General features: G+C 43.8%; 21 protein-coding genes. 15 read left to right on the top strand and 6 right to left on the bottom strand.

Features of this window, described 5'->3' with window-relative positions; translation table 11 throughout:
- Window position 1: 1 nt before the first annotated feature.
- From R7Q38_RS19675 to R7Q38_RS19650, 6 genes are all read left to right on the top strand, one after another.
- On the top strand, window positions 2–1,015 hold the full coding sequence (locus R7Q38_RS19675; protein ID WP_102600895.1) for a replication protein RepA: 1,014 nt from the start codon (window positions 2–4) through the stop codon (window positions 1,013–1,015).
- 972 nt (window positions 1,016–1,987) lie between these two features.
- The gene (gene trbJ / locus R7Q38_RS19670; protein WP_102600896.1) at window positions 1,988–2,758 is read left to right on the top strand and encodes a P-type conjugative transfer protein TrbJ; all 771 of its coding nucleotides are present in this window, start codon (window positions 1,988–1,990) and stop codon (window positions 2,756–2,758) included.
- A gap of 12 nt (window positions 2,759–2,770) precedes the next feature.
- A complete protein-coding gene (trbK, locus tag R7Q38_RS19665; protein WP_050498103.1) occupies window positions 2,771–3,007 on the top strand; it encodes an entry exclusion lipoprotein TrbK in 237 nt (78 codons plus the stop codon).
- A gap of 10 nt (window positions 3,008–3,017) precedes the next feature.
- Window positions 3,018–4,628 carry a P-type conjugative transfer protein TrbL gene (gene trbL / locus R7Q38_RS19660; protein WP_318114327.1) on the top strand — a complete coding sequence of 537 codons (1,611 nt, stop codon included), beginning with the start codon at window positions 3,018–3,020 and terminating at the stop codon, window positions 4,626–4,628.
- Window positions 4,629–4,876: 248 nt separating this feature from the next.
- Window positions 4,877–6,337: a hypothetical protein gene (locus R7Q38_RS19655; protein WP_020840151.1), complete on the top strand. Its 1,461-nt coding sequence runs from the start codon at window positions 4,877–4,879 to the stop codon at window positions 6,335–6,337.
- Between the two features lie 174 nt (window positions 6,338–6,511).
- Window positions 6,512–7,627, top strand: a complete 1,116-nt coding sequence (locus R7Q38_RS19650) for a hypothetical protein (RefSeq protein WP_318114326.1) — start codon at window positions 6,512–6,514, stop codon at window positions 7,625–7,627.
- 659 nt (window positions 7,628–8,286) lie between these two features.
- On the opposite strand, the gene R7Q38_RS19645 is transcribed toward R7Q38_RS19650, so the two are convergent.
- On the bottom strand, window positions 8,287–8,457 hold the full coding sequence (locus tag R7Q38_RS19645) for a hypothetical protein (RefSeq protein WP_020840153.1): 171 nt from the start codon (window positions 8,455–8,457) through the stop codon (window positions 8,287–8,289).
- A 169-nt stretch (window positions 8,458–8,626) separates the two neighbouring features.
- On the opposite strand from R7Q38_RS19645, the gene R7Q38_RS19640 reads away from it, so the two are divergent.
- The 5 genes from R7Q38_RS19640 (at window position 8,627) to R7Q38_RS19620 (ending at window position 14,318) form a co-directional block, all read left to right on the top strand.
- Window positions 8,627–9,604 (top strand): WYL domain-containing protein, encoded by a 978-nt coding sequence (locus R7Q38_RS19640; protein ID WP_151514542.1) that lies wholly within the window; start codon window positions 8,627–8,629, stop codon window positions 9,602–9,604.
- A gap of 123 nt (window positions 9,605–9,727) precedes the next feature.
- Entirely contained in the window at window positions 9,728–9,913 is a 186-nt protein-coding gene (locus R7Q38_RS19635; RefSeq protein WP_020840155.1) for a hypothetical protein, read from the top strand.
- Window positions 9,914–10,126: 213 nt separating this feature from the next.
- Complete coding sequence (locus tag R7Q38_RS19630) at window positions 10,127–11,650, top strand: Na+/H+ antiporter NhaC family protein (protein ID WP_239938831.1); 1,524 nt, start codon at window positions 10,127–10,129, stop codon at window positions 11,648–11,650.
- A gap of 212 nt (window positions 11,651–11,862) precedes the next feature.
- The gene (locus tag R7Q38_RS19625) at window positions 11,863–13,545 is read left to right on the top strand and encodes a chitinase (RefSeq protein ID WP_137281743.1); all 1,683 of its coding nucleotides are present in this window, start codon (window positions 11,863–11,865) and stop codon (window positions 13,543–13,545) included.
- Between the two features lie 182 nt (window positions 13,546–13,727).
- Complete coding sequence (locus tag R7Q38_RS19620) at window positions 13,728–14,318, top strand: acetate uptake transporter (protein WP_005381682.1); 591 nt, start codon at window positions 13,728–13,730, stop codon at window positions 14,316–14,318.
- Between the two features lie 100 nt (window positions 14,319–14,418).
- On the opposite strand, the gene R7Q38_RS19615 is transcribed toward R7Q38_RS19620, so the two are convergent.
- Window positions 14,419–15,966: an alanine/glycine:cation symporter family protein gene (locus R7Q38_RS19615; protein ID WP_005381681.1), complete on the bottom strand. Its 1,548-nt coding sequence runs from the start codon at window positions 15,964–15,966 to the stop codon at window positions 14,419–14,421.
- Window positions 15,967–16,273: 307 nt separating this feature from the next.
- Complete coding sequence (locus R7Q38_RS19610) at window positions 16,274–17,530, bottom strand: D-amino acid dehydrogenase (protein WP_047102136.1); 1,257 nt, start codon at window positions 17,528–17,530, stop codon at window positions 16,274–16,276.
- 106 nt (window positions 17,531–17,636) lie between these two features.
- Between R7Q38_RS19610 and R7Q38_RS19605 the strand changes: the two genes are divergently transcribed.
- From R7Q38_RS19605 to R7Q38_RS19590, 4 genes are all read left to right on the top strand, one after another.
- Window positions 17,637–18,548: a LysR substrate-binding domain-containing protein gene (locus tag R7Q38_RS19605; RefSeq protein ID WP_137281744.1), complete on the top strand. Its 912-nt coding sequence runs from the start codon at window positions 17,637–17,639 to the stop codon at window positions 18,546–18,548.
- 119 nt (window positions 18,549–18,667) lie between these two features.
- Entirely contained in the window at window positions 18,668–19,936 is a 1,269-nt protein-coding gene (locus R7Q38_RS19600; protein ID WP_005381677.1) for an O-acetylhomoserine aminocarboxypropyltransferase/cysteine synthase family protein, read from the top strand.
- A 208-nt stretch (window positions 19,937–20,144) separates the two neighbouring features.
- On the top strand, window positions 20,145–21,476 hold the full coding sequence (locus tag R7Q38_RS19595; RefSeq protein WP_137281745.1) for an aspartate aminotransferase family protein: 1,332 nt from the start codon (window positions 20,145–20,147) through the stop codon (window positions 21,474–21,476).
- Window positions 21,467–22,306: a 3-keto-5-aminohexanoate cleavage protein gene (locus R7Q38_RS19590; protein WP_047102133.1), complete on the top strand. Its 840-nt coding sequence runs from the start codon at window positions 21,467–21,469 to the stop codon at window positions 22,304–22,306. The genes R7Q38_RS19595 and R7Q38_RS19590 overlap by 10 nt, the downstream gene beginning before the upstream one ends.
- Window positions 22,307–22,380: 74 nt before the next feature.
- On the opposite strand, the gene R7Q38_RS19585 is transcribed toward R7Q38_RS19590, so the two are convergent.
- The 3 genes from R7Q38_RS19585 to R7Q38_RS19575 all read right to left on the bottom strand — a co-directional run bounded on the left by R7Q38_RS19585 (window position 22,381) and on the right by R7Q38_RS19575 (window position 26,256).
- On the bottom strand, window positions 22,381–23,748 hold the full coding sequence (locus R7Q38_RS19585; protein ID WP_017635705.1) for a Na+/H+ antiporter NhaC family protein: 1,368 nt from the start codon (window positions 23,746–23,748) through the stop codon (window positions 22,381–22,383).
- A 180-nt stretch (window positions 23,749–23,928) separates the two neighbouring features.
- Window positions 23,929–24,516, bottom strand: a complete 588-nt coding sequence (locus R7Q38_RS19580; RefSeq protein WP_005383738.1) for a DedA family protein — start codon at window positions 24,514–24,516, stop codon at window positions 23,929–23,931.
- A 204-nt stretch (window positions 24,517–24,720) separates the two neighbouring features.
- Window positions 24,721–26,256 carry a bifunctional GNAT family N-acetyltransferase/carbon-nitrogen hydrolase family protein gene (locus tag R7Q38_RS19575; protein ID WP_005381670.1) on the bottom strand — a complete coding sequence of 512 codons (1,536 nt, stop codon included), beginning with the start codon at window positions 26,254–26,256 and terminating at the stop codon, window positions 24,721–24,723.
- Between the last annotated feature and the right edge of the window lie 55 nt (window positions 26,257–26,311).

Genomic DNA, 26,311 nt, shown 5'->3' with positions numbered 1-26,311 from the left:
TATGTCGTTTGAAGATTTTATGGATACAGAGCTCCTTGTATCAAACAAGAAAAAAAATGTTCCAGTAGCGCGCCATAAAACAAAAGTTGAGGTGAGATCGAGCTACGTAGACTCCATCATAGAGATTCAAGAATGCAGTGCTCAGGAGGCTAATGAACTCGGATTTATGGCTCGACTTCTGATTCAAGCAACCATGCCGCACAGCAAGCCAGAATCGAATGAGTGGAGCCGGAAGAATGGTAATTTCACAATGCACATGATGGCACCATCATCAGTAGGTTTACCTTTCGGTTGTTATGCACGCTATCTCTTGCTTTGGGTAAGTACACAAGCAGTAAGAAATAAGTCAAAACTGGATAATGGTTTTATCACTGAACAGGAAGCTCGCAAGCTTGAACTAGGAGATTCTCAAAGCAGTTTTATGAAAAAACTAGGGGTGCGTTCAAGTGGGGGAGAAAATGGGTCAATAGGCCCCTTTAAGGACCAAATGCGGCGGTTGTTCAAAACTACTATTAGTGTCAGTTATACAGAACTAAATGATGAAAGTGGATATATTTGTGAAGATGAAACTGGAGCCAGGGTTGCTGATATTTCCCATATTTGGTGGAGTACAAAGCAATCCGATCAAGATTCATTAGGAGAATCTTGGGTGGAACTATCGCCTAAGTTTTTTCAACTTATTACAGATAAACCTGTCCCTTTGGATATGAGAGTTCTGCGGTTGATTAAGCGTTCTCCGATGGCAGTAGATATATATTGCTGGGCGACTTATCGGGTGAGTTATTTAAAGCGATCCACAATTATCCCTTGGTTAGGTTTGATGGGACAATTTGGAGCGAATTACGCCACTGTCAAAGACTTTAAACAAGGGTTCGAGGGGGGACTTATAAAGGTACAGCTGGCATGGCCAGAACTAGATGCTACTCCAACCGAAAAAGGATTACTTTTGAAGCCAAGTGCTCCTCAAGTACCTCGTCGGACAAAACGACAGATTGAACGGGATATTGAAGTGTGATGGAACAGTATGAACCATCGTTTTAGGTGTTAGTAAGTCTGGAAAATTAGAAAGTTATCCACGCATGTTTTGTCCCGCTTTAAAGGGGAGTTTTGCGCATGTTTTGTCCCAGTTTACGCATGTTTTGTCCCGGAGTGCGCATGTTCTGTCCCGCGAAAGGCAAAAAAGTTTTTGAATAACAGATGGTTGTGGATCCTCCTATAGTACTTTCCTGTAGGTATACCTATATAAAAAATTAACCTGTAGTTAAGAGAAAAATACAGTGGATAATTTGGTAAAGACTGAGCCGTTTGAGTATCGAAATTGGAATAATACAGTCTATAAAATACCGAACTGTTAAGCTGATTTATACATGTCTGAAATTGTCAATAGAACGGATTTGAACGGCATAGGTGGTTTTTAAGTTATTGAAAATTAATTTCTTTAGTATTTCATTCTCTTGGCGTTTCAACATTTATTGACATTTGAGGGGCGGGGGATATTCGGAAGCGAAATAATATTACCAGTCTTTCCAATGTGATTTCAGACATATACATACAAATACAGGTGAGATTAGTGGTCTTTGCAGATATATGCAGATAGCAAAACATGGATAAACAGAGTTGAGGTGCGGGCAGGATAGGTGAAGTAGGCCCACCAACAAGTTGATGGTTCCTATTTCACTCGTCCTTTATTCGCACTTTCGGGCTCAACGGTATCCAGCTCTACGAGGTCTCTAATTCTCGACTTTAACCCTTGGAACTCCTAACCAGTTTTAAGGGGAATGACACCTATGTTTCAAAGCTCTGAGGCCGCGCGTTTTTAAGGTGTCGCGCAGGTCGGACGCCAGGATAGAAAGTGATAACCTATCTTTGTAGAGGTCCACATTCACCGCTGACTTTCAGTAGGGGTAGAGGCTCATATCTATAGATTTTGGGCCGATACAGGTTGGTGGGTGCAACTTAGTCACGACAATACTAAGGGCACTCAATTATGAACAACGTACGTATTTTAGCGGCTAAAATAACTACGGCTGCTATTTCATTATCATTTATCTCTCCCATACCGGTAATCGCTGGGATTCCGGTTGTTGATGGAACGAACCTGACACAAAATATTATGTCAGCAATGGAGTCTGTCACTCAAACAGCCAAGCAGATCCAACAGTACCAAACTCAGTTGCAGCAGTATGAAAACCAGCTGCAAAACACGATGGCCCCAGCGGCTTATATTTGGGACCAGGCGCAATCGACGATTGATGATTTAACTCATGCCACCAATACGCTTGCTTACTATCAAAACCAGCTTGGTAGCCTTGATGCTTACCTAAGCAAATTCCAGGATGTGGCCTACTACCGCAGTTCACCTTGCTTTAACGGTTCTGGAGGGTGTACGCCAGCAGAAAAAGCCGCGATGGAAGAAAACCGTCGTTTAGCGTCTGAATCCCAGAAAACGGCAAACGATGCCCTATTTGAGAGCTTGAAGTTACAGCATGAAAACTTGCAGGCCGACGCTCGTCAGCTGCACCGCTTACAGTCTGCAGCTCAGGGAGCTGATGGTCAGTTAGCTGCTATTGGCTATGCTAACCAACTCGCCAGCAATCAGGCCAACCAACTCCTTCAAATCCGTAGCTTACTAATTGCTCAGCAGAATGCTGAAGCCGCTAGGCTGGCGTCAGAGAGTGATGCACATGCCAGGGGAGAGGCTAGAGAAAAGCAGTTACGCTCTTGGGAATTTCAGCCAAGTCCAATCGATGATTTTTAAGGAGAATTGGGTATGAAAAAGTCAATTTTCCCTATATTGGCTGTAGTGACTGTTTTGCTTATCGGGTGTGAAGATATTTCACCAGAAGCAAATAAAGTGACCTGTACTGGAGAAGCATATCGACAAGCTCTTTCCGAGATTAAAAGCGCAGCGAAACGCCAGGTATTTTCGAGTGAATGCGAGTCTTTTCGTAAAGCTCAGCAAATGGGCAAGTGGGAGTTTAATCCCAGTCCAGAAGATGACTTTTAACGGGGGTACTATGAAAAATATTATGTTTGGTAGTTTTTTCGTGGTCGTGATTTTCCTGTTGCCTGGAGTAGCTGTTGCTGATGAATTGAGCAGCAGCGGAGTTATGAATGATGTGCTTAGCCGCTTTCACGGTGCTACATCGATGTGGGGGCCCACGATTGAGGCTGCAGCAACTCGGCTTTTTTGGACGTTAGTGATTATTTCAATGGTGATTACTTTTGGGTTCATGTTGCTACGCAAAGCCGATATCGGTGAGTTCTTCGCTGAATTCATACGCTTCACTCTTTTTACGGGTTTTTACTGGTGGTTACTATCCAACGCTACGCATGGGATGAATATCGCGGGAACAATTGTTGATTCATTGCAACAACTTGGGGCTGATGCCGGAGGGCTTAGCAGTAGTAAACTCGGGCCATCGAGTATTTTAGATATGGGGTTTGAGCTTTATGACAAAACTGTCGAGGCTACTTCAGAACTCAGTTGGAGGCAGTTCCCTACAGCATTAATTATGGAACTTATGGCTTTAGCTGTGTTGGTTGTTTTGGCTATTGTTTCTGTCAACTTACTGCTTCTTTTAACGGCCAGTTGGATACTGCTTTATGCCGGGGTTTTCTTTTTAGGCTTTGGAGGCTCTCGTTGGACCTCAGACATAGCAATTAACTATTACAAAGCCATACTAGGTTTGGCTGCTCAATTGCTGGCGATGGTGTTGATTGTTGCCATTGGTAAGCAGTTTCTCGTGGATTACCACAACCAAATGAGTTCTGAGAACATGGCAAGTCAAGAGCTGGCCGTTATGTTGGTTATATCTCTGATTTTACTGTTTTTGGTAGACAAGGTTCCCCCTATGCTTTCTGGCTTGGTATCAGGTGGTAGTGTAGGCTCTACAGGAATTGGCTCTTTTGGTGCTGGTGCTGCTGTCGGAGCTACTGTGACAGCAGCTAGTATGGGAGTTTCTGGGGTTAAAATGGCCGGTTCCGCAGTCTTGGGTGGTGCAGCAAATGCTGTTGGTGGAGCGAATGCCATCAAAGCAGCTGTTACTAAAGCCCAGTCTAGTTTGTCAGAAGAAGGTATGCCGAGTTTTGGTAGTGGTAGTTCTAATGATGTTAACGAAAGCTGGGGTAGGGACAGTTCTAGAAGTGACTACGCTAGCGCTGGAAGCTCCCCATTTGCTCAAGCGGCAGGGTTTAGTCATGCTTCCTCTTTGGCTGCTGGCACAGCAAGCGAACTAGCTAAAGGGGTGGGAGCAAAGGTAGCAGAGAAGTTTCAGGACACAGTAAACCAGACTGCAGGCGGTCGATTGGCTACATCTATACGCGAGAGTATGGAATCTAATGGCGACAGCAACGAATCCGCAAATAACAACTCTTCACCGTCGTTTAGTAGTGACAGCTTGAGCGGTGACAATCGCGGCTGGAATAACCAAACTGGCGGCTTTGATTCTCTGTCCAGTGAAGACCAGGAAAAAGCTCGCCAATCACACGCAGAATGGCAAGAACACGATCCAGAAAAGCACACTTCCAATGTCGAGGATTACGTTTCGTATGCCCAGGAACGCCAGCAGGAGCGCAATGAGGAGGTTGCCAGCTTCGTGAATCGTACGGACTCTAATTACAGTTAGATCAATTCTTTGACTCGTTGTGGGAGAGTCATAAAGTCTCATACTAAAATGGCAGCGACAGCATCAGTACGCTGCCATTTCTAAATCGAAAGTACCCCAAATTGGGCTCGCCCGAGATCATTGACTACTTTTTATCACCAGTTCTTGACCTCCCTTTACTAATATCAGAATATGAATTTAGTTGTTTATTAATGATTATTCAGATTATGTCTGCTTAAAAATACTTTTTAAATTCAAGAGAGGGATCGGTGAATATCTATTTTTCGGACTACTTTGGATTGTCAAAGGAAGACCTTGATAATTATGGTGCCTTCAACGTTTCCCTCATCAATGACCTTCCAGTCTTCATAGATCCCTTTCTACTTTTTAGTAGTGAGAAGGATGAATATCAAAACTTACATCAAGAGATAATCAAATATATTACCTTTCTACGCGAAATGTCTGATAAAGGGGCCATTTCTAAAGGTTTGATTAAACATTGGTTTCTTTTCCCCGAGGTTAAGCAGAACTGGCTTGGTTACAGTAAAGTAGGTAATGGTGGTTCAGGATTAGGAACAAAGTTTGCCACTGCTCTAAATGAAAATCTAAGCTCAATCTTTAATAACTTCGGCAATGAGCAGATCACTAAAAGTAGCCACCTAGAAAAATTATGTCTTATCAAGGATGGAGTTGGAAAAGACTCGATCAGTGATTTCACAACAAACTTAATAAAAGGGTATCTATGTGAATATACCCAGAATTTCGCAAATGCTCATTTGCACAAGTCAAGGTGCAAAGAAGTAAGTGTAAAGCATGCTAAGTTCGATTATAAAACTCGCAGGTGGATCTCTAAGCGATACAATTTGCCATATATTGACGGTGATTTTGTTCTTTTAACACCAAAGGATATCCTTACGAAAGATGAAGCCTGGATTAACAAACATGACATTATTGGAGACTTTGATGAAATAGCTGATTCCATACCAAATGTCGAGCTTCGCGCCCAAATCAATGAGTATTTGCTGAGGCAAATACCTGAGCGCGCAAATCAAAGAGAAATTAATCAGGCTATTTCCAGAACTCTTCTCAAATTCCCTGCACTCATTGATCACTACATTAGATATAAAGAAGACCATGGGTATGAGGCGGTCGCTCTAAGCGAACAAAAAGTAAAAGAAACTGAAGCTGTATTTATTCAACAAGTTACTAATCTTGTAGAGATTCTTAGAGAGCAAAAAGTCTTCTATTCACAAAAAGGGGATACTTTTGAGGAAGCATATAATCGAGTTGCATTTCTAAAGCAGGTAATTGAAAGCAACGATGGCTATCGTCTGTTCTACGTTAAGGGAGAGCCGGTAAAGCGAGAGTCAGATTTGCAACTTATATTCCGTCTAACCTGGTATGCAGCTGAAGAAGACGTGAACGCAGAGGTCAATAACGGTCGAGGGCCTGTAGATTACAAAATATCAAGGGGGTCTAAAGATAGCACCCTTGTTGAGTTTAAGCTGGCTAGTAACAGTAAACTAAAGCAGAATCTGGCAAAGCAGGTAGAGGTTTACAAAGCTGCCAATCAGACCAAAAAATCGATTAAGGTAATTCTCTACTTCAGCGATTCTGAGCTAAATAAAGTGTTAAAGGCACTTAAAGATCTGGAGTTGAACCAAGGTAAAGAACTAGTTTTAATTGATGCAAGGGCAACAAATAAACCGTCAGGGTCCAATGCAAAATGAATTATCATCGTTTAGAACTGGAATTTTAAAATTGCCAAGCCCAGCTAAAAACTAAGAAAGAAGTTCTTATTTCTGATACTGAAGGTGTTGAGGTTTGGTAACAAACCCTAACAAGTAGTTGAAGCAGGAGTGTTAAAGTCCGACGTTAGCTATACAAGGACGCTAGGAGATATAGTGCTAGAAAAAATTAAGGAAAATCTGTTTTCAAATGTATTTACGGCTATCGGAAGTATTTTGTTTACATGTATTGTTTTTTATATTTATTCACAACCATCTTCTTCTGAAGAAATTAAATCAGAGCTGTTTAGCATAACTGAAAAGTATATCGAGGAGAATTATAGCGGAAGTTTTAAGGACTTAGAGTTAAACAAGTACCTATCCCAAGAGATAGATCTAAGTTCGAACAAAGTAGTTTTCTTCTTCGGGACTATGACTGATGATAAGGACAATCTATTCAGATGGATCAGTGTATATGAGAGAAAAGATGCTAACTTAATTGATGAGCTATTAGGCAAAGATGGCTTTTTCGAAATAAAGTCATTGGCAATGTTCGAAGTTCCATACCCTGATGTGATGGTATTCGACAATGTAGAGTTAATCGACATTGATAAAGATGGGCAGAAGGAAATCCACATAAGATTTAAGTCAGTTTGGGCGGATAGTCGAGGAATTGCACCATTAATTTTAAGAAAGAATAACCAAGGTGCATGGATTTATATAGGGTTACCATCAGTTAACCTAGCAATCGAAATGAACCCTGAACGCGATTTATCTCCCATAGCGCGCCCATTTACTCACTTTGGAGCAAGAAACTCTGATGAAGAAGTTATAGAAAAATCCGTGGATGAATTAACAGTAATGGGTACTTCCGGACATGATTGGGTATTGGAGTTTCCAGACAGGAAGCAAATTTTCTCTTCTCTACGTAATGGCGGTGGTTACTTTTTTAACAATCATCCAATTAAAGGTTACTTCCAAATACTATGGGTTTCTTTCATAAAAGATGGTAGAGCAACACTTGATAGCCATTACGCCGTTGTTCGAGTGTTTAAGTATGGTAGCGATCAATTAGTTGTCGATGAGCTTTGGAATTGGGGGAAACCAGTATTTTCAGGTATGCCGTTAGATCCAATTGATTTGAGTGTTAATTCGCTATATTGGTCAGGAGTAATGTCTCATGTTGGTGGTGACAAAGGTGAACTCTACTTTGGTTTTACGGAGTTTGAAAAAGTAGGTATACCTGATGGCTTTGGTCAGCTAAATGGAACAGCTCTCAATAAACTAAAGTAGTATGGCTAACAAATATATGAGGTTTCACCATTCTTTATCTATTTAAAAAGAACATAGTTTGGTCTTCCCGCTAGCTTACATTTTGCCCAGCGCTGAGTTGCAAACAGTATGATACTTTTATACTCAGTTGTAGCTTGGTTCAGACTTAGTAGTAGCAATTAGTATGAAATTTTATTTCTGATCACATTTAATTTAAAACGGTAGGAACGGGGTTACTTACGTTTTTAGTATGAGACTTTATTATTCACCTACAGTCGTACACACATTAGTTAAAATGTCCAAGTGAGTAAATAATGTTTGGGAGTGTGTTGAAAAAAGAGCGGCTGCTGCTAAACAGCCGCATCTTGTATTAACGAGTACCTGGAGAAGAACGCCAGTGACTACATACATACTCCAATAGACCTTTACGGCGGCGTACATATGCGCATACGTGTACATCTTTTTTATGAGTGCTCATTAGAGACTCCTTCAAAAAATGGTGAAAGAGGGATCTCTGTTGTTGAGGTAAACACAAAATGCAGCTACTATACTTTATAACCATTAGGTATAGAGTCTGTATTTATCGGGCTTGAGACCTCTAGTGTAGGGCCATCAGTTTTGGCGAACTGATTTTACCTCACTTGAAAAAAGCACTTTAGTTTTTAACTAAGGTGCTTTTTTTATTTCTCTTTGGTCACCCCTTTCCATGGAGTGCCATCACTTTTCACGTCCATAAACTGTCCTGTTTCTGAATTTCGTTTTACCCAATGTCCAGACTTTGTCTGAGTTTGAGTGCGTTGACGCACTGCGCCATGACGGCGGTTATCGCCGCTTTTGCCATTTGTAGCCATAGTATTTTCCTTTTACAAAGGTGAGCCTATCTCACCTATACTTTAAGTATTCCAGTTTCGTGTATAATAGTCAAGCAATAGGATCAAAAATAAGTCACATATCGTATCAAAAGTATACGTGCATGCTCTGAATGGTGATATAGTAAGTAAGTGCTGATAGGAGTTCATAATGAAGAATACAAGTATTTTTGGGTTGGATATTGGTGACGACCACAACATTGCTGAACGAATGGCTTATATCGATTTTAAATTACGTTTTACAGGAATGATTAATCGTTCAGACCTTAGAGCTATGTTCGGTTTAGCGGAAGCTTCCGCCTCGAAAATGATGACAAAATACGCTGAGTTTAGACCGCATAATATGCACTATAACGCTAGGTTAAGAGTAAACGAGATCCTAAGGGAGAGCTTTGAACCTCTTCTACACCTTGATGCAGAAACGGCGTTAGGTATGCTTGCTAATGGGTTTAACAAAAACAAATTGTACAATACACCAGAGCTGCCTTATGTACGAATTGGTAACCAAACCAAACTTGATATAAATAATGTAGAAAAGATTACGAGAGCACTTGCATCAGGGTATGCAATTAAGTGTGTCTATTACTCTAGTAGTAGTGACAACCATGACGAAAGAATACTTTTGCCATTATCAATTGTTTTTGATGGGATAAACTGGGTATTTCGCGCATTTTATAGAAAGGATGCTAGTGGCTCTGGAGTATTTAGAAACTTCAACTTTTCCCGTGCTTGTCATGTAGAAGAGCTTCCAACTGAGATTAGAAGGCCTGAAGAAGAACTAAGTAAGGACAGAGAGTGGAATACACAGGTGCCTCTATTGTTAGTTCCTCATGGTAGGTTGTCCGAAAAGAAAAAAGAAACTGTGGTTGCTGATTTTGGATTAACAGATGAGAAATTGATTATCACAGAAAGGGCTGCGTTATTGTGGTACGTCTTCAACTTATTGGGGGTGGATAAACGTAGTGATGGCGTGTACAAGGATGAATTAAATTCGTACAAAAAAGAAATAGAAAAATCGCAAAGCGCTGATAATAATGTTAAAACTCAGCAGAAATATGCTCACTACAACTTTAGATTAACTAATAAAGATATGGTGGATGCAGTTATGCAAAGTTTGAAACCTGAATAGTAGATAACATTGAAAATGTGTTTTAGTTCTTCAAGCACCTGAATCAAATTTAATCATAGAGAAATCTGGTCGACTTTGGGTTGTGAAGGCTCGAGGTTAATAACTCTAAATAGGATAGGAAAAGTGCGTAAAACAAAATCTACCCCACGTGCGCTCTCTCCTAACGAGATAGAAGCACTTCGTGATGATATGAAGGAATCCTCCGTCTGGGCTAAAGCTGAACTAAAACGTAGACGAGCAGCAAAAAATCAAAAAAATTCTGCGCATGGTATAGATGATGGTATCGAGAAAGGTGGCATTTCTAACTAGCTGTTATTTAGATGTATTTTGTGCTCGTTGATATTCGAGTGGGAATAATTTTCCTCTAGACAGTTGAGTTTATAAGAACCAGCCTTCGGGCTGGTTTTTTTGTACTTCAAGTTTGTGAAGAGGAGGCTCAACTTTTTCGTGAGAGATATATACATGCGGTTAAATTAAATATATATTCATTTTAATTGTTTGATTATCATAAATGGTATTGCTATGGAACAGGCTGACGTTACCTCTCTCATTCCCATCCTTATTACTCTTTTCCTCGCGCTGACCACAAGAAATGTCGTTGTTGGTTTATTCGCCGGTGTGGTGAGTGGTGTCGCTATGCTCGAAGGGACATTTGTCGAAAAAGGGCCACTAGACTCGTTTAGTGCATTGATGAAAAGCTATCTACTGCCGCAATTAACTGACAGCTACAATGCGGGCGTCATTTTGCTCTTGGTCTTTATTGGTGGCTTTGTTGCCTTGATGGAGAAATCTGGCGGTGGTGTGGCGTTTGCTCAAAAGGTTACTCAATGGGTTGCGAGTAAATGCCAAGCTCAACTGTCCGCATGGTTCGGTGGTGTGGTTATTTTCTTCTCAGACCTTGGTACACCACTGATTGTTGGCCCTGTTTTTCGCCCTTTATTTGATAAGTTAAAAGTATCACGCCAAAAATTAGCTTTTATTATCGACTCTACTTCCTCTCCCGTCGCAATCTTGATCCCTTTTATCGGATGGGGCGTTTACATCATGGGATTGATTCAAAAAGAGTTTACTGCCCTGAATGTCAGTATGAGTGATTGGGATGCTTTCATTGGTGCGATCCCGTATCAGTTTTACGCCTTTCTTGCGATCGCGATTGTGCCGATTGTCTCTTTCTTCAAATTAGATTTCGGACCGATGGCGAAGGCTGAACAACTAGCAGAGCAGGGCTCCGACTTTGGGAAAGTGCAGGAGTCCATGAATGTGTTTACGCATAAAAATGCAAAATCTAGTTTTGTATGGGCACCTTTGCTCGTTATGCTGGTGGTTCTATGTACCATCCTTGTGCCACACGGTTTTCCATTTCAAAAAGTGGCAGGATCAACGTTTAGGGCTGCACTTTCTTCTGCATATTTCTTCGCGGCCTTCACTTTAATTGCGCTGATGGCGTTTTATGGAGTAAGAAAGCTTTCGGATGGTATTCAGGTTTATCTGAAAGGGATGTCAAACATGATGTCAGTGGCGGTGATTCTGGTATTGGCTTGGGCGCTTAGCTCGGTTGGGAAAGAATTAGGTGCAGCTGCATACATTGCTGAACAAGCTCAAGCCGGTTTCCCTTACTGGTTATTGCCAGCGGTTGCGTTTTTACTGGCCGGTATTATCTCGTTCGCTACGGGATCATCTTGGGGGACGTTTGCCATCATGATGCCATTAGTGATCCCAACTGCCGTCGCGATTGATGCACCACTGTTGGTTTGTATTGGTGCGGTATTATCTGGTGGCTTGTTTGGCGATCACTGTTCTCCCATCTCTGAAACTACGATTTTGTCGTCGACAGGAGCGGGGTGTGAACAGTATGAGCACTTCCGTACACAATTGCCTTACGCATTACTCAATGGAATGATCGCATTGGGGTGTTTTCTTTTAGCTGGAATCAACGCCTCACCAGTGATTGTGCTTGCCGCAATTATTTCTCAGTGTGTGGTTTATTTTGTGCTGTCTAAACAAAAGTCAACCGCGAAGCTAGAGGTGGTTTCGGCAGAACAATAAAGAGAGAAGCATCACAAAGCGGAGGCTCACAGGGTCTCCGCTTTTCTTTTGAGTCAAGGTAACATTTTTCTTGTGACAAAATGTGTGTGAGGACCTATTTATTCATTTTGTCTCGCAGAATCAACGTACTTGGCTCGGTGTTTCGTATATATGATCCACTATATGTCTAGTTATTCCTCGTATATTGTATTGTTGAAATCCGGAGACTAGACATGTTTGCACTCAAACATCTTCCTCTTGCATTGAGTTGTGTCTTAGCAGCACAAGTGAATGCGAGTATGAATATTCAGCCCGATCCGCAAAATCCGAATGGTTATGTTATTGCTCGTGGTGACGTTCAAGCCGTAGAGCAAAGCAAAACTTCTGATCCTATGTATGCCATTTGGTCACAAGCATTAGAGACACGCCCGAACTCAGTGGTTGAAGCGATTGTTCCAGGGGCGACAACCAACCCAGAAAACGTGAAGCGTGTAGAGCGTGTATTCCCCGAAAGTGAGTGGGACTTCCTGACTCAAATGGCGGCACCTGAATACACTTACACGCGTTTCCTACGTGCAATTGGCAAGTTCCCAGCATTCTGTGGTGAGTACACAGACGGTCGTGATTCGGATGCGATTTGTAAAAAATCGATCGTGACAGCGTTTGCTCACTTTGCACAGGAAACCGGTGGCCATATTTCGATCGATAACGTATCGGATAATCCGCTAGGGTTGGAAGAGTGGCAGCAAGCTTTGGTTCATGTGCGAGAAATGGGATGGTCTGAAGGGCAAGAAGGTTACACAACAGGTTGTGGTCAAAATGACTGGCAAAACAAACGCTGGCCATGTGAACCTGGACAAGGTTACTTTGGACGTGGTGCAAAACAGCTTTCTTACCATTTTAACTATGGCGCGTTCTCTGAAGTGATGTTTGATGGCGATGCATCTGTATTGTTGAAAAATCCAGGCTTGGTTGCGGATTCGTGGCTGAACTTAGCATCGGCTATCTGGTTCTTCCTAACCCCACAAGCACCGAAACCAGCAATGCTACATGTGATTGACCGTACTTGGGTGCCTTCACAGCGTGAGCTTGATGCTGGCATTGGTTACGGCTTTGGTACGACCATCAACGTGATCAATGGTGGTATTGAGTGTGGGGAGCAAAACAAAGATAAAGGTCAACCTGTTAACCGTATTCGCTATTGGGAAGGACTTGCCGCTCATTATCAAATTCCAATTGAAGCCGATGAGACCAATACCTGTTGGCAGCAGACGCCTTACGGCAGCTTAAATCTAAATGGTGCGACAGACGTGCTTTACACCAACTGGGATGGTAACTGGAAATACTACTCAGATCGTCCTGGAGGTCACTCATTTGAATGTGAGCTTGTTGGTTTCCAAACGGCTTACTCTGCGCTAGTTGCGGGTGATTATGAGAAATGTGTAACTAACTTCTACCAATCTCATGCGGGTTGGCCAGAAGTTCGTGTAGTTGACAAGTTAGACCCAGTGGATCCGGTCGATCCGCCTGTAGGTGGTGTGGCAGCTTGGGATTCTGGCAAAGTATATAACACGGGTGATCAAGTTTCTTACCAAGGTGCTGTTTACGAAGCGAAATGGTGGTCACAAGGTAATGAGCCAACGAAAGGAGACCCTTGGAAGCTGGTTTCAGGCACTCCTACGGAGCCGCCTACAACGGAACCTGAACCACCGGTGATTGAGCCAGAGCCGCCAGTAACCGAGCCAGAACCACCAGTGACAGGCAATTTTATTCAGTGGGAGCCGGGTGTAACGCAAGTCGCTAACGGCGATAAAGTGACGTACCAAAACAAATGTTTTGTCGCAAAAAATGGCCCTGGAGTATGGGAAAGCCCAACGCAAAGCAACTGGTTCTGGGACGAGATTTCTTGTCAGTGATCGAGTAAAAAACAACCTAACCATCTATAAAGACTCTGCTTTTTTGCAGGGTCTTTTTTTATATATGTAGTGGTTTATTTATGGAATCTAAGTTTTCAATAACAGCTTTTCTCTTTTGTTCTGCAGCCCATTAAAATTCGCGCGCATTTTTTATCAACATTTTTGAAAAAAGGTATTTGTACATGTCGACAAAACTGGCTAACCCAGCACCGCTAGGTCTAATGGGTTTCGGTATGACCACTATTCTGCTCAATATTCATAATGCAGGATTTTTCCCAATTGACTCTATGATCCTAGCGATGGGCATCTTTTACGGTGGCCTTAGCCAAGTAATCGTTGGCATCATGTGCTTTAAACGCGGTGATACGTTCGGCACAACTGCGTTTACTTCTTACGGTCTATTTTGGCTAACATTGGTTGGTCTAATCGTAATGCCTCACATGGGTCTTCCTGCAAGCCCTGCAAGCTTTATGGGTTGGTACCTAGCGCTTTGGGGCATCTTCACTGGTTTCATGTTCATTGGTTCTCTATGTTACCCAACAGCGAAGCAAGTGGTATTTGGCTCTCTAACTATCCTATTCTTCTTGCTTGCTGCTCGTGATTTCACTGGTAGCGAAGTGATCGGTGCTATCGCTGGCTTCGAGGGTATCTTCTGTGGCGCAAGTGCAATTTACTTCGCAATGGCACAAGTACTGAACAACGAATTTGGTCGTGAAGTGTTACCTGTAGGTAAAGCAAAAATCGCTCGTAAAGTTGAAGCGGTTATCGCCTAAGCTGTTACTCATAATGAAGAAAGGGGGATTAACCATTGGTTAATCCCCCTTTTTTATGTCCTCAATCGGACCACTGCTTTTTCTTATTTATGTGATAACGCTATGTTGATGGTTGCTCAACAGTTTCTGCGCTATTGCTGTCTGCCGTTGGTGCTTTACCCGTTTTACGTCGGTACTTATCTTCCCAGTAATCTGCGCCTTTAATGCCCAGTGCAACAGGGTTAAATGTAAAATCGGTCACACCACGTTTTTGTTGCTCTTCGTAGTCGTTCAGTGCTTTGAGTGCAGGCTTCGACATAAAGAAGATGATCAAAATACCGATGATGTTTAGCCACGCCATCAGTCCTACGCCTACATCACCCATCGCCCATGCTAAGTTGGCGGTTTTCACGGTTCCGTAGAACACGGATGAAATAATGATGACTTTCAGAATAAACATCAGTCCATTTACTTTGAACGTACGACGAATGTAAGCAATGTTCGTTTCTGCAATGTAGTAGTAAGCCAGAATGGTCGTAAACGCGAAGAAGAATAGAGCGATTGCGATGAATGGTTTACCCACGCCAGGTAGTGCGCTTTCGATCGCCATCTGTGTAAACACAGGACCATTTGCACCAATATCCGCTGGTAGGTTTTGAACCAGGAATGTACCTTCAATCGCACCATTTACGTTGTACGCGCCAGTGATAAGAATCATGAACGCGGTTGCTGAACACACAAGTAGTGTATCGATGTAAATAGAGAAAGATTGAACAAGACCTTGCTGAGCTGGGTGATCAACACTCGCTGCTGCTGCTGCGTGAGGACCAGTACCTTGACCTGCTTCGTTGGAGTAGACACCACGTTTTACACCCCAGCCGATTGCTGCACCAACGCCTGCCATTGGTGTGAACGCGTCACCAATAATCATGCCGAAAATGCGCGGAACCTCACCAATGTTTAGAAGGATGATGACAAACGCAGTAATGATGTAAGCTAACGCCATAAATGGTACAACGACTTGGGTAAAGTTCGCGATACGCTTTACGCCACCAAAAATGATGAAAGCCAAAATGACACAAACAACCGTACCAGTGAAAATTTTAGCAAAACTGAAGGTACCAATAGCGGTTTCAATCATGTCACCTGAGCCAAATGCGGCTTCTACTGCGTTACCGATACTGTTCGATTGAACGCCAGGAAGTAGAACACCACAAGCAAAGATGGTCGCGATAGCAAAGATCCAAGCGTACCATTTTTGTCCCATTGCTTTCTCAATATAGTAAGCAGGGCCACCACGGAACTCGCCTTCGTCTTCTTCTTTATAAATTTGTGCAAGTGTTGATTCTGCGTATGCGGTTGCAGCGCCAAAGAAGGCAACGACCCACATCCAGAATACGGCGCCTGGGCCACCGAAACCGATAGCAGCGGCAACACCAGCAATGTTACCTGTACCTACACGGCCAGATAGTGAAACGGCAAGTGCCTGAAATGATGATATCCCTTTTGTTGAACTCTTCCCTGAAAGTAATAAGCGCCACATCTCAAAGAAGTGACGAATTTGTACAAAACGCGTCATGATTGAATAGAACAAACCTGCGCCAAGGCACAAATAGATCAGTACCGGGCTCCAAATAATTCCATTCAGAAAATCAACTAATGACTGCATGAGTATTTTCCCTGTTAGTTGTGTTTGTGGTTGTTTTTCACACAATACATTACCCTTTATGTAATGCAATTGTTAACTTTTTTAGCTACAAATCCTTTGTAGCGTGATGATGAACACAGAATGGAGAGTAGTTGTTAAAATTTGGTTCTTGTTGCTTATTTGCTCCTTTTAGGTAGAAGATTTGCCTGATGATTAATTATGCAGCACATTGTCATTTAAATGTGCTGCGATTTTGATGAGTTAAAAATGCCAGTGGTTATGCATTTTGTGGAGTAAGTGTCTGCCTGTTTTTTGTTCAGTCATGTCCTCAGGCGTAACGACAAAGGTTAAGCTCCGCATTATCCATCACTTTTGCTTTTTCACCTTTCATTACGCTTGCTAGCAATTGACCTGAGCCACAAGCCATCGTCCAGCCCAGAGTTCCGTGTCCGGTGTTAGTAAAAAGGTTATCGTATTTAGTCGCACCGATAATTGGTGTGCCATCAGGCGTCATTGGCCTAAAGCCGCTCCAAAACTCAGCTTGGCTGAAGTCACCACAACGAGGAAAAAGATCACGGATGACCATTTCGATGGTGTTTTTGCGCTTTTGTGGAAGGGAAGCATCAAACCCTGCTAATTCTGCGGTGCCAGCTACGCGAATTCTGTCATCAAATCGAGTCATAGCGACTTTATAGGTTTCATCCATCACAGTAGATCGAGGAGAGAAGTGTTCATCTTCCATCGGGATGGTGAGTGAATAGCCTTTGACAGGGTAGACCGGAATATCAATATCGAGTTGCTTGAGTAGCGCTGTAGAGTAGCTGCCAGAGGCCACCACATATTGGTCTGCTTTAAATTGTCCTCGGTTCGTTTGGACACCTATGATCTTTTTGCCTACTGTAACCCAATTGCTTACTTCAGTATCGAACTCAAATCGGACACCGTGTGCCTTAGCAAGCTCCGTTAGTTGTTGGCAAAATTGATGGCAATCGCCCGTTTCGTCATCAGGTAGATGCAAGCCACCAACCAGTTTGTCTTTCACAAGTGCAAGCCCTGGCTCTTGTTCAATACATTGTTCGACGTCCATTAGCTTAAATCGGGTTCCGCTTTGTTCAAGGAGCTGCATGTCCTTTTCAATAGCTTGCAGCTGTTGATGTGTTCGGAATACTTGCAAGGTCCCAAACTGACGCCCTTGATACTCAATGGCGTGTTCTTGGCGTAACTGTTCTAAGCAAATACGGCTGTGGTTAGCGATAGAAAGCATGCGAGCCTTGTTAACTTGATAGCGAGGTAGGGTGCAATTCGCGACCATTTTACTCGCCCAGCGGATCATGTCGGCATTCAGGGTGGGTTTGATTTTAAGTGGAGCATGCTCTTCCATTAACCACTTAATGGCTTTAACAGGAACACCAGGCGCAGCCCAAGGTGAAGAGTAACCATATGAGATCTGCCCGGCATTGGCGAAGCTCGTTTCCATGGCACTGCTTGGTTGGCGGTCAATGACGGTAACTTGATAGCCTGCTTGAGATAAATACCAAGCAGAGGTTAAGCCGATAACGCCGCTGCCTAATACGATGACTTCCATTGATGCACTCCACACATTTATCAGAGTGCTCAGTTTCTTTTCTTTACCTTTTGTTAACAATCGATATAAATTACACACTGCGTTTAGAAAAACTATAGGCTCAAGGATGAAAAGTAATCTGATAAGTGGTTTGTGCCTATTTAGCCAAGTCGCGGAGTACAGCAGCTTTACTGGTGCCGCAAGACATTTACACCTCACCACTGGTGCCATAAGCCAACAAATTATTCATTTAGAAGCGTTATTAGGTTTTACTTTATTTGAACGCCACTCTCGCGGTATTCGTTTAACCGTAAAAGGCACTCAGTTACACCAAGCGACGCAGTTTCACTTTTCGGAACTGAGCAAATTGCTTGATGAGCTCAAAGTAGAAAAGCAAACCAATGAAATTCGTTTGAAGTTGACGCCTTCTTTTGCTTTCAAATGGTTAGTCCCAAAGCTCGAAAGCTTCCATCATGATAATCCGGATATCCAAGTACAAATCTTTGCGGAAGGTGCGCTGGTAAATAGTGAGATAAAAGACTATGACGTCGCAATTGACTATGGTCTTCATCCTTATAGAAATGCTAACGCGGAGCTGATTTTGGATGAGCATCTGCTACCGGTGATGAGTCCAAAATACCTTGAGGATCATGGCTGGCTAAAAACGTTGTTTGGTGAGCAAAAAAACTCAATGCCAGTGAAGCAATGGCAAGAGGCGACGCTACTACACGATGCGATGCCATGGGAAAAAGCGACGCGTGACTATGAGTGGCTATATTGGGCGTCAGCGATGGGGTTGGATTTTAAAACCGATATCGGACACTTTTTTAATCGAACGGATATGGCGATGTCTGCAGCCGAAGCTGGCGTTGGGATTGCGATGGCTCGAATGGCATTGATTGAGGATGAATTGACGACAGAGCGTTTGGTTTCTCCATTCAAACCGATTCCTGCCAATGCAGGGTATTACTTGATCATGAACACACGTACGAATGCGACAGAAACGTTTCGTCACTGGTTACTTGGACAGTTGAATTAGCGTTTTATCTCTGTGATTCATCCCTACGTTATTTGTTGAAAAATTGGGCAATATAAGTTTTATAAGCAAGGTAAGTGCTTTGCTTGCCGCTATTTGAGTGATGAAAGACAGGGAAGAACATGAAAGACGAAACGCTATCTATCCATTTTGGTTACGAAACTGACCCGACCACCAAATCTGTCGCGACACCAATTTATCAAACGGTCGCGTACGAGTTTGATAACGCGCAGCACGGCGCTGATCTGTTTAACTTGGAAGTGCCGGGGAATATCTACACTCGCATCATGAATCCGACTAATGACGTGCTGGAAAAACGCATGGCAGCGTTAGAAGGCGGCATTGCTGGATTGGTCGTGAGTGCGGGGAGTGCAGCGATTAACTATGCGATTCTGACGTTAGCGCAAGCGGGCGATAACATCGTTTCTACGCCGCAACTTTATGGCGGTACTTATACCTTGTTTGCGCACATGCTCCCAAATCAAGGTATTCAGGTGAAGTTTGCTAAAGATGACAAGCCAGAAAGTTTGGCCGAATTAATTGATGAAAATACCAAAGCGGTGTACTGCGAGAGCATTGGTAACCCTGCGGGTAATATCATCGATTTAGAACGTGTGGCGGAGCTTGCTCATGCACAAGGCGTACCTGTGATTGTGGATAACACCGTTGCGACGCCAGTGCTTTGCAAACCCATCGAATTTGGTGCGGATATCGTAGTTCACTCTCTCACTAAATACGTTGGTGGGCATGGCACCACATTAGGTGGCGTGATTGTGGATTCCGGTAAATTCCCTTGGGCACAGCACAAAGACCGCTTTCCTGTTTTCAACCAACCAGAACCTTCTTACCACGGCGTGGTGTATACCGAAGCGTTTGGTGAGGCGGCGTTTATCGGGCGTGCGCGTACCGTACCACTGCGTAATACCGGAGCAGCATTATCACCGATGAATGCATTTATGCTTATGCAAGGGTTAGAAACGTTACCGCTGCGTATGGAGCGCCATACCGAGAACACACTCAAAGTGGCTGAATTCTTGGAACAGAATGACAAAGTCAGTTGGGTAAGTTATGCCGGATTGCCAAGTTCTGAACACTTCCATCTCGCCGAAAAATACATGAAAGGTAAGCCTTCTGCGATTTTGTCGTTTGGTTTAAAAGATGGTTATGACGCTGGTGTGCGTTTTTATGATGCTTTGAAAATCTTTAAGCGTTTGGTGAACATTGGCGATGCAAAATCATTGGCTTGCCATCCTGCATCGACGACTCATCGTCAATTGAGCGAAGCAGAACAAAAACAAGCTGGTGTGTCTCCAGAGATGATTCGTTTATCGGTGGGTATTGAACATATTGACGATATTCTAGCCGATTTAGAACAGGCACTAAACGCGTAAAACGATTCTGTTTTTAGCTTTGGGTTACCCATAGGCCAGCCTTTAAAAAAGCTGGCCTATTTTTATTTTATTGTTTAAATATCAAGGGTTTTGGTGTTTTTGGTTTGTGGTATTCCAAAAGCTCATAGAGGGTGAGATTTATTCTCTTGTCACGTTTGGGTTTGTTCCTGATTATGTGTGCAAGTATTACACATTGGAAGGGACTCAAATGTCTTACGTATTTCACCGTCATTGCCATGCCACGCTACCAATCATCGATAGAGGTGAAGGTGTTTATCTATTCGATAAGCATGGAAAGCAGTATCTCGATGCTTGTGGTGGTGCTGCGGTATCAAACCTTGGCCACAGTCATCACGCCGTTAAAAAAGCCATGTTGGAACAGATCGAGCGAGTGCCATTTGCTCATACTGGATTTTTTACTAGTGACAACAGTGAGCGCCTAGCAGAATTGATTTGTCAGCACATGCCTGAACAGTTCAACCATGTGTACTTAGTCAGTGGAGGATCAGAAGCGGTGGAGTCGGCACTAAAAATGGCGCGGCAGTATTTCGTGGAATCAGGTAAGCCAGAGAAAAAGCAATTCATCGCGCGTCAGCAAAGTTATCACGGCAATACCTTGGGGGCTTTGGCTGTCGGAGGTAATGAATGGCGACGTGAACCGTTCAAACCCATCTTACACCCGAGCCATCATATCGCCCCTTGCTATGCTTATCGTTATCAGCAGAGTCATGAGTCGGAATTGGATTACTCATTGCGAGCGGCGAATGAGCTAGAGGCAAAAATTCTTGAGTTGGGGGCTGATAATGTCATGGCTTTTGTCGCCGAGCCCATTGTGGGTGCCACCGCTGGAGCTGTGCCTGCAACGCAAGGCTATTTCAAGCGTATTCGCGAAATATGCGACCAATACGATGTGTTATTGATCTTGGATGAAGTCATGTGTGGCGTTGGACGCAGTGGCAGTTTTTTTGCGTTTGAGCAAGAAGAGGCAGAACCCGATCTGGTGTGTATGGCTAAAGGGCTTGGTGCGGGTTATCAACCTATTGGCGCGGTGGTTGCGAATGATCGAGTCTATCAAGCTATTGCTGATGGAAGCGGTTTTTTCCAACATGGTCATACTTTTATGGCGCACCCTGTGGCGTGCGCTGCTGCCGTGGCGACCATTCAAACCATCTTCCAAGATAATTTGTTAACGGCGGTGAATCGGCAAAGTGCTTTGCTGCGTAATGAGCTTACTTCTGCATTGGCCCATTTACCGTACATTGGCGACATTCGTGGTAAAGGTTTGTTTTTTGGCATTGAGCTGGTGGCGGATCAAGAAAGCAAGGCGCCTCTGAGTAAAGCCACATTGGCAGACAAACGCATCAAACAGCGAGCAATGGAAAATGGCTTAATGTGCTATCCAATGGGCGGAACGATTGATGGCGTTAATGGGCACCATATCTTGCTTGCGCCGCCATTCATTATTCAGCCTCACCATATTGATGAGCTAGTTGGCAAACTCTCATTAACGCTAAAAGAGGTAGCGAAGGAATGGAATTAGAAAATCGATGTATACGAGAGCCTATCGCTATTATCGTGGCCCCAAACGGTGCAAGAAAAACTAAGCACGATCACGCCAGCTTACCCATGACAACAGACGAACTGGTTGCAGAGGCTATCGCTTGTCAAACGGCAGGGGCTGCCATGATCCATTTGCATGCTAGAGACGCCAACGGACGTCATTCATTAGACATCGACGACAACATGGCAATTTACCATGCCGTGAAAGAAGCGGTGGGACAAAACATGATGGTACAGCTCACCACAGAGGCGGTGGGCTTGTATTCTCCGCCACAACAGATGGCGTTAGTTAAAGCTGTGAAACCAGAAGCGGCTTCTTTTGCATTGAGGGAGTTAATCCCTGATCGCGCAAGTGAGAAAGAAGGGCATGCCTTTTTCCATTGGGTGGCAGAACACAACATCGTGAGCCAAATTATTCTCTACGATGCAACCGACATTGAACGTTATTTCCAACTGCGTGATGCGGGCGTGTTACCTAAAACGCATCAGCATGCATTAGTGGTGTTAGGGCGTTATCACCAAGCTCAACAGTCTTCGCCATGGGATTTACGAGGTTTGAATTTGGCGCGTTTTGTCGAGGAAGAAATTCGATGTGCCATTTGTGCTTTTGGCGCGCGAGAGCAAGACTGTTTAGCGAGTGCGATGTTACTTGGATTCGATGTGAGAGTGGGGTTTGAGAATAACCACGTCGATGTGGCAGGCGAATTAGCAATCAGTAACGCGGCTCAGGTGGAAGCTCTACGCGATGTGGCGCATCGCTTTGCTATTCCTTTACACAGTGCGCAAAGTTTGCGTTCAGCTTTGAAGTAAATCTGCTCGCGGAAAAGAAAAAAAGAAGAAAGGAAAGTAAAAAGGCTCCATCAGAGCCTTTTCGGTATTTGTCGTTAGTTCTCAGTTTGCGCTACAGGTTGACGAGCGGGATGTTTGATAAACACCGCGACAACAGCCGCTATCGCTAATGCAAAACAGTAGTAAGAATTGGCAACTACTTCAAGTGGCGATAGGTTGAATACGGAACCTAGCAGCAGTACTTGAGCACCGTAAGGCAACACGCCTTGCACCACGCATGAGAAAATGTCTAACAAGCTTGCTGAGCGGCGAGGAGAGACATTATTCTCTTCCGCCAGTTGGCGAGCAACGCTGCCCGATACAATGATGGCTACGGTGTTGTTTGCCGTACAGCCATTGACCATTGATACCAAACCTGCAATACCTAGCTCGCTTGCACGACTGTTCGCATGCTTAGAGTGACTAGAGCCAAACGCGTGGATAAGGCTACTAACGAAATTTGTTAGAAAAGCAAGACCACCTTGGCGACGCATCAGTTCACTCAAACCACCAATCAGCATGGATAACAAGAAGATCTCTTGCATGTTACCAAAGCCTTTGTATACGTCTTGGGCTAGATTAGTTAGTCCGTAATTGTCAATCGATGCCAAGCTCACGCCGCCAGCCAAAAGAATGCCAATCGACAGAACCACAAACACATTCACACCAGATACCGCTAGGATCAAAATAGTGATGTACGGCAAGACTTTTAGCCACTCAATATCGCCAGTTTCAGGCACTTGAGTCGCGGTACTGTTGAAAGCGAACACTGCAATCGCGATCAACGCCGCAGGTAAAGCAATACGAATGTTCTCTTTAAACTTGTCTTTCATCTCACAACCTTGAGAGCGTGTCGCCGCGATGGTGGTGTCAGAGATGATAGAAAGGTTATCACCAAACATAGCGCCGCTCAGCACAACACCAGCGGTTAACGGTAAGCTCATTCCTGCTGATTCAGCAATCCCCAACGCTACGGGGGCAACGGCTGCGATGGTACCCATCGAAGTCCCCATTGCTGTTGCGATAAAAGCAGAAATCAGAAAAATGCCCGGTAAAATCATGCTGGTTGGAATAGCGGATAAACCAAGGTTCACTGTTGCATCAACACCACCAGAGGCTTTTGCTACCGCAGCAAAGGCACCTGCAAGCAGATAGATCATACACATTGCGATGATGTCTGGGTGGCCAACACCACGCATGAAGTGTTCGATTGAGCGGTTAAGTTTCTCTTTACTTAAAAGAAACGCAATGATGATGGCTGGTAATACCGCGATGGGTGCAGGCAGCTGGTAGAAGGCAAATTCCACGCCTTGCAAAGATAAGTAAGTGCCTACGCCAATAAATAGCGCAAGGAATACAATTAATGGGATCAGTGCGACCGCAGACGGTGCAACTGTTTTAGTAGTTTGTTGGGAACCGGACATGTAAACGACAATGTTAATGATAAGAGAGAAGAGCAGACTAATATCACATTTCTACATTGTCAACGTCTAGACGTCTAAATGGCTGTTTAAATTTTACACGTAAAGAAAAAGATAAAAGCTCGTGTTGCGTATCTCACTGATACCACGAGCTTTAGTTATGCGCTAATGAAGAGACTGTCGTTATTGCATTGATTTGGCTTTTTTGCGTTTAACAATACCTAAAACCATCCACGTAAATAAGACAGCAGCAAATGCCCATACCAGATATTTGTATTCGGTGTACAGGTTGCTCAACACGCTTAAATGTTCAAATGCAAAGTGAGTTAACAAGCTGAATACCAATACCCAAACCGTCGCCGCGAGGGCGTTACCGAGCAAAAACTCTCTACGTGGCATTTTCGCGATACCGCATGCAAGAGGCATAAATTGCTTCATTCCTTCAATAAAGCGGCTGACCACCAAGCACGTAGGGCCGTATTTCTGGATAGTCAATTGAAGCGTTTGCATCTTCGGGCCGGAAATGTAGCCTTTTTTATCTAACCACCCCTCAAAGTAATAACCGATTAAGTAGCCACAGGTATTACCAAAAAAGCAGCTCAGCCACGATACCATCATTACCATACTTAGGTTCATGACTTGTTCTGACGAGAGCAAAGATGCCGCGATCATCAGTGATTGACCAGGCATCGGGATACCTATCCCTTCTAGAAATATACTGACAATCAGCGCAACGTAGCCGTATTGCTCAAGCAAAGGCTTCATTGACATGAGAAGTTCGTTAATATGTTCCAAAAGCTTTCCCCTAATAAAAGCGGAACGAAGTTGGAGTGATACTCCGAATGTCCTATTGGGTCAATTCTTGTTTCTCACCATTGAGAAAAACTGACATGCCTCTGATAATTGCGCAGAATCAACCTGCAGCTGGCTTTACTCGCCGCCACGCTCTTTGGTAGCGGCGAATTAGGGAGATCCTTATGACTCTTTGGCTTTGGTGAATGCGCCATACAAATCAAGGCGGCGATGACGTAAGTTGGTGACAGAGCCTTCGGTATTAAGCTGTTTCAACTTAGTCAAATCAACATCAGCGAAGATTATCATTTCGGTGTTGGCGCTTGCTTCTGTCAAGGTCGCATCGTGTGGGAAATAGATATCCGACGGTGAGAATACGGCAGATTGTGCGTACTGGATATCGACATTATCAACACGAGGTAAGTTGCCGACACTGCCCCCAATTGCAACGTAGCATTCGTTTTCGATGGCTCGTGATTGGGAACAGATTCGTACTCGTTGGTAGCCATTTTTTGTGTCTGTCCAGAAAGGAACGAACACAATTTGTGCGCCTTGCTCGGCGAGCATTCTTCCCAACTCTGGGAACTCGCTGTCATAACAAATCAGTATGCCGACTTTGCCTGCATCGGTTTCGAACACCTGAACATTGTCACCACCGTCGATCACCCAGTCTTTTTGCTCATGGGGCGTGATGTGAATCTTATATTGAGCGTTTATTTCACCATCTCGTTGCAGTAAGTAGGCCACATTATACAACTTGCCATCTTCGATGACGGGCATACTGCCAGCAATAATGTTGATGTTGTAGGTGACTGCCATCTGCGAGAAGCGGTTTTTGATCTCTTCTGTAAAGCTAGCCAAAAAGCGAATTGCTTCGACGGAGTTTTGGTCGTTTTGCAAGCCCATCAGCGGCGCGTTAAAGAATTCAGGGAATAGGGCGAAATCGGCTTTGTAGTTCGCAAGAGAAGAAATGAAGAACTCAGCCTGATCGAGCAAGTCCTCTAAGTCATTCATGGCGCGCATTTGCCACTGCACAACACCAATACGAATCAGCGTTTTTTCTACATCATGTACGGATTGAATATCCTCTTCGTAGAAGAAGTTATCCCACTCCAGCAGAGTTGCGTAGCCTTTAGAAGCACTATCCTCTGGCAAGTAACCGCGCATAATACGTTTTACATCGAAGTCGTTTGCAAGCTGAAAAGACAAAATAGGATCGTGAAGCTCACGGCGTTTTATTTTGTCGATGTATTCAGCCACGCTCAATTCGTCAGCATATTTGTGGTAATTCGGGATGCGACCACCGGCTAAAATTGCTTTGAAGTTTTTACTCCGGCAAAGTTCTTTACGCGCATCATACAGACGGCGACCTAAACGCAGTCCACGGTAGTCCGGGTGAACAAATACATCGAGACCATACATGGCGTCACCGGTCACTTGGTTTTGGATGACGTTGTTCTCGGTGATGATGTCGGTGTATAGGTGAGGAAGTGAAAATCGGTTGTAGTCCACTTTGATTGTTAGCGCTGCGCCGACAATTTTTCCGTTATCCTCAATACAGATTTGTCCATCAGGAAACTGATGAATGAGATCCATGATGGTCAGGCGTGGCCATGAGCCACCAACATCAGGAAAAACAAGGTCCATTAATTCCGCGAGCTCTGGGTAATCGGTCGGCTCAATGGTGCGTAAAGAGAGTCTTGGCGTGTTGCTGTCCATATCCTACTATCCATTTATCCTTTTTAAATAGTATGGATGAGAATGCCATAAATTT

Origin of the sequence: Vibrio sp. Vb0598 (genome assembly GCF_033338935.1) — a bacterium.
Classification (GTDB): Bacteria; Pseudomonadota; Gammaproteobacteria; order Enterobacterales; family Vibrionaceae; genus Vibrio; species Vibrio alginolyticus.
This window is presented reverse-complemented; position numbering and strand designations above follow the sequence as displayed.

Excerpts from the sequence above, each read along its gene's own strand:
- R7Q38_RS19675 (WP_102600895.1), top strand. The coding sequence starts at position 2 with ATGTCGTTTGAAGATTTTATGGATACAGAGCTCCTTGTATCAAACAAG.
- trbJ (WP_102600896.1), top strand. The coding sequence starts at position 1,988 with ATGAACAACGTACGTATTTTAGCGGCTAAAATAACTACGGCTGCTATT.
- trbK (WP_050498103.1), top strand. The coding sequence starts at position 2,771 with ATGAAAAAGTCAATTTTCCCTATATTGGCTGTAGTGACTGTTTTGCTT.
- trbL (WP_318114327.1), top strand. The coding sequence starts at position 3,018 with ATGAAAAATATTATGTTTGGTAGTTTTTTCGTGGTCGTGATTTTCCTG.
- R7Q38_RS19645 (WP_020840153.1), bottom strand. The coding sequence starts at position 8,457 with ATGGCTACAAATGGCAAAAGCGGCGATAACCGCCGTCATGGCGCAGTG.
- R7Q38_RS19640 (WP_151514542.1), top strand. The coding sequence starts at position 8,627 with ATGAAGAATACAAGTATTTTTGGGTTGGATATTGGTGACGACCACAAC.
- R7Q38_RS19630 (WP_239938831.1), top strand. The coding sequence starts at position 10,127 with ATGGAACAGGCTGACGTTACCTCTCTCATTCCCATCCTTATTACTCTT.
- R7Q38_RS19625 (WP_137281743.1), top strand. The coding sequence starts at position 11,863 with ATGTTTGCACTCAAACATCTTCCTCTTGCATTGAGTTGTGTCTTAGCA.
- R7Q38_RS19620 (WP_005381682.1), top strand. The coding sequence starts at position 13,728 with ATGTCGACAAAACTGGCTAACCCAGCACCGCTAGGTCTAATGGGTTTC.
- R7Q38_RS19615 (WP_005381681.1), bottom strand. The coding sequence starts at position 15,966 with ATGCAGTCATTAGTTGATTTTCTGAATGGAATTATTTGGAGCCCGGTA.
- R7Q38_RS19610 (WP_047102136.1), bottom strand. The coding sequence starts at position 17,530 with ATGGAAGTCATCGTATTAGGCAGCGGCGTTATCGGCTTAACCTCTGCT.
- R7Q38_RS19605 (WP_137281744.1), top strand. The coding sequence starts at position 17,637 with ATGAAAAGTAATCTGATAAGTGGTTTGTGCCTATTTAGCCAAGTCGCG.
- R7Q38_RS19600 (WP_005381677.1), top strand. The coding sequence starts at position 18,668 with ATGAAAGACGAAACGCTATCTATCCATTTTGGTTACGAAACTGACCCG.
- R7Q38_RS19595 (WP_137281745.1), top strand. The coding sequence starts at position 20,145 with ATGTCTTACGTATTTCACCGTCATTGCCATGCCACGCTACCAATCATC.
- R7Q38_RS19590 (WP_047102133.1), top strand. The coding sequence starts at position 21,467 with ATGGAATTAGAAAATCGATGTATACGAGAGCCTATCGCTATTATCGTG.
- R7Q38_RS19585 (WP_017635705.1), bottom strand. The coding sequence starts at position 23,748 with ATGTCCGGTTCCCAACAAACTACTAAAACAGTTGCACCGTCTGCGGTC.
- R7Q38_RS19580 (WP_005383738.1), bottom strand. The coding sequence starts at position 24,516 with ATGTCAATGAAGCCTTTGCTTGAGCAATACGGCTACGTTGCGCTGATT.
- R7Q38_RS19575 (WP_005381670.1), bottom strand. The coding sequence starts at position 26,256 with ATGGACAGCAACACGCCAAGACTCTCTTTACGCACCATTGAGCCGACC.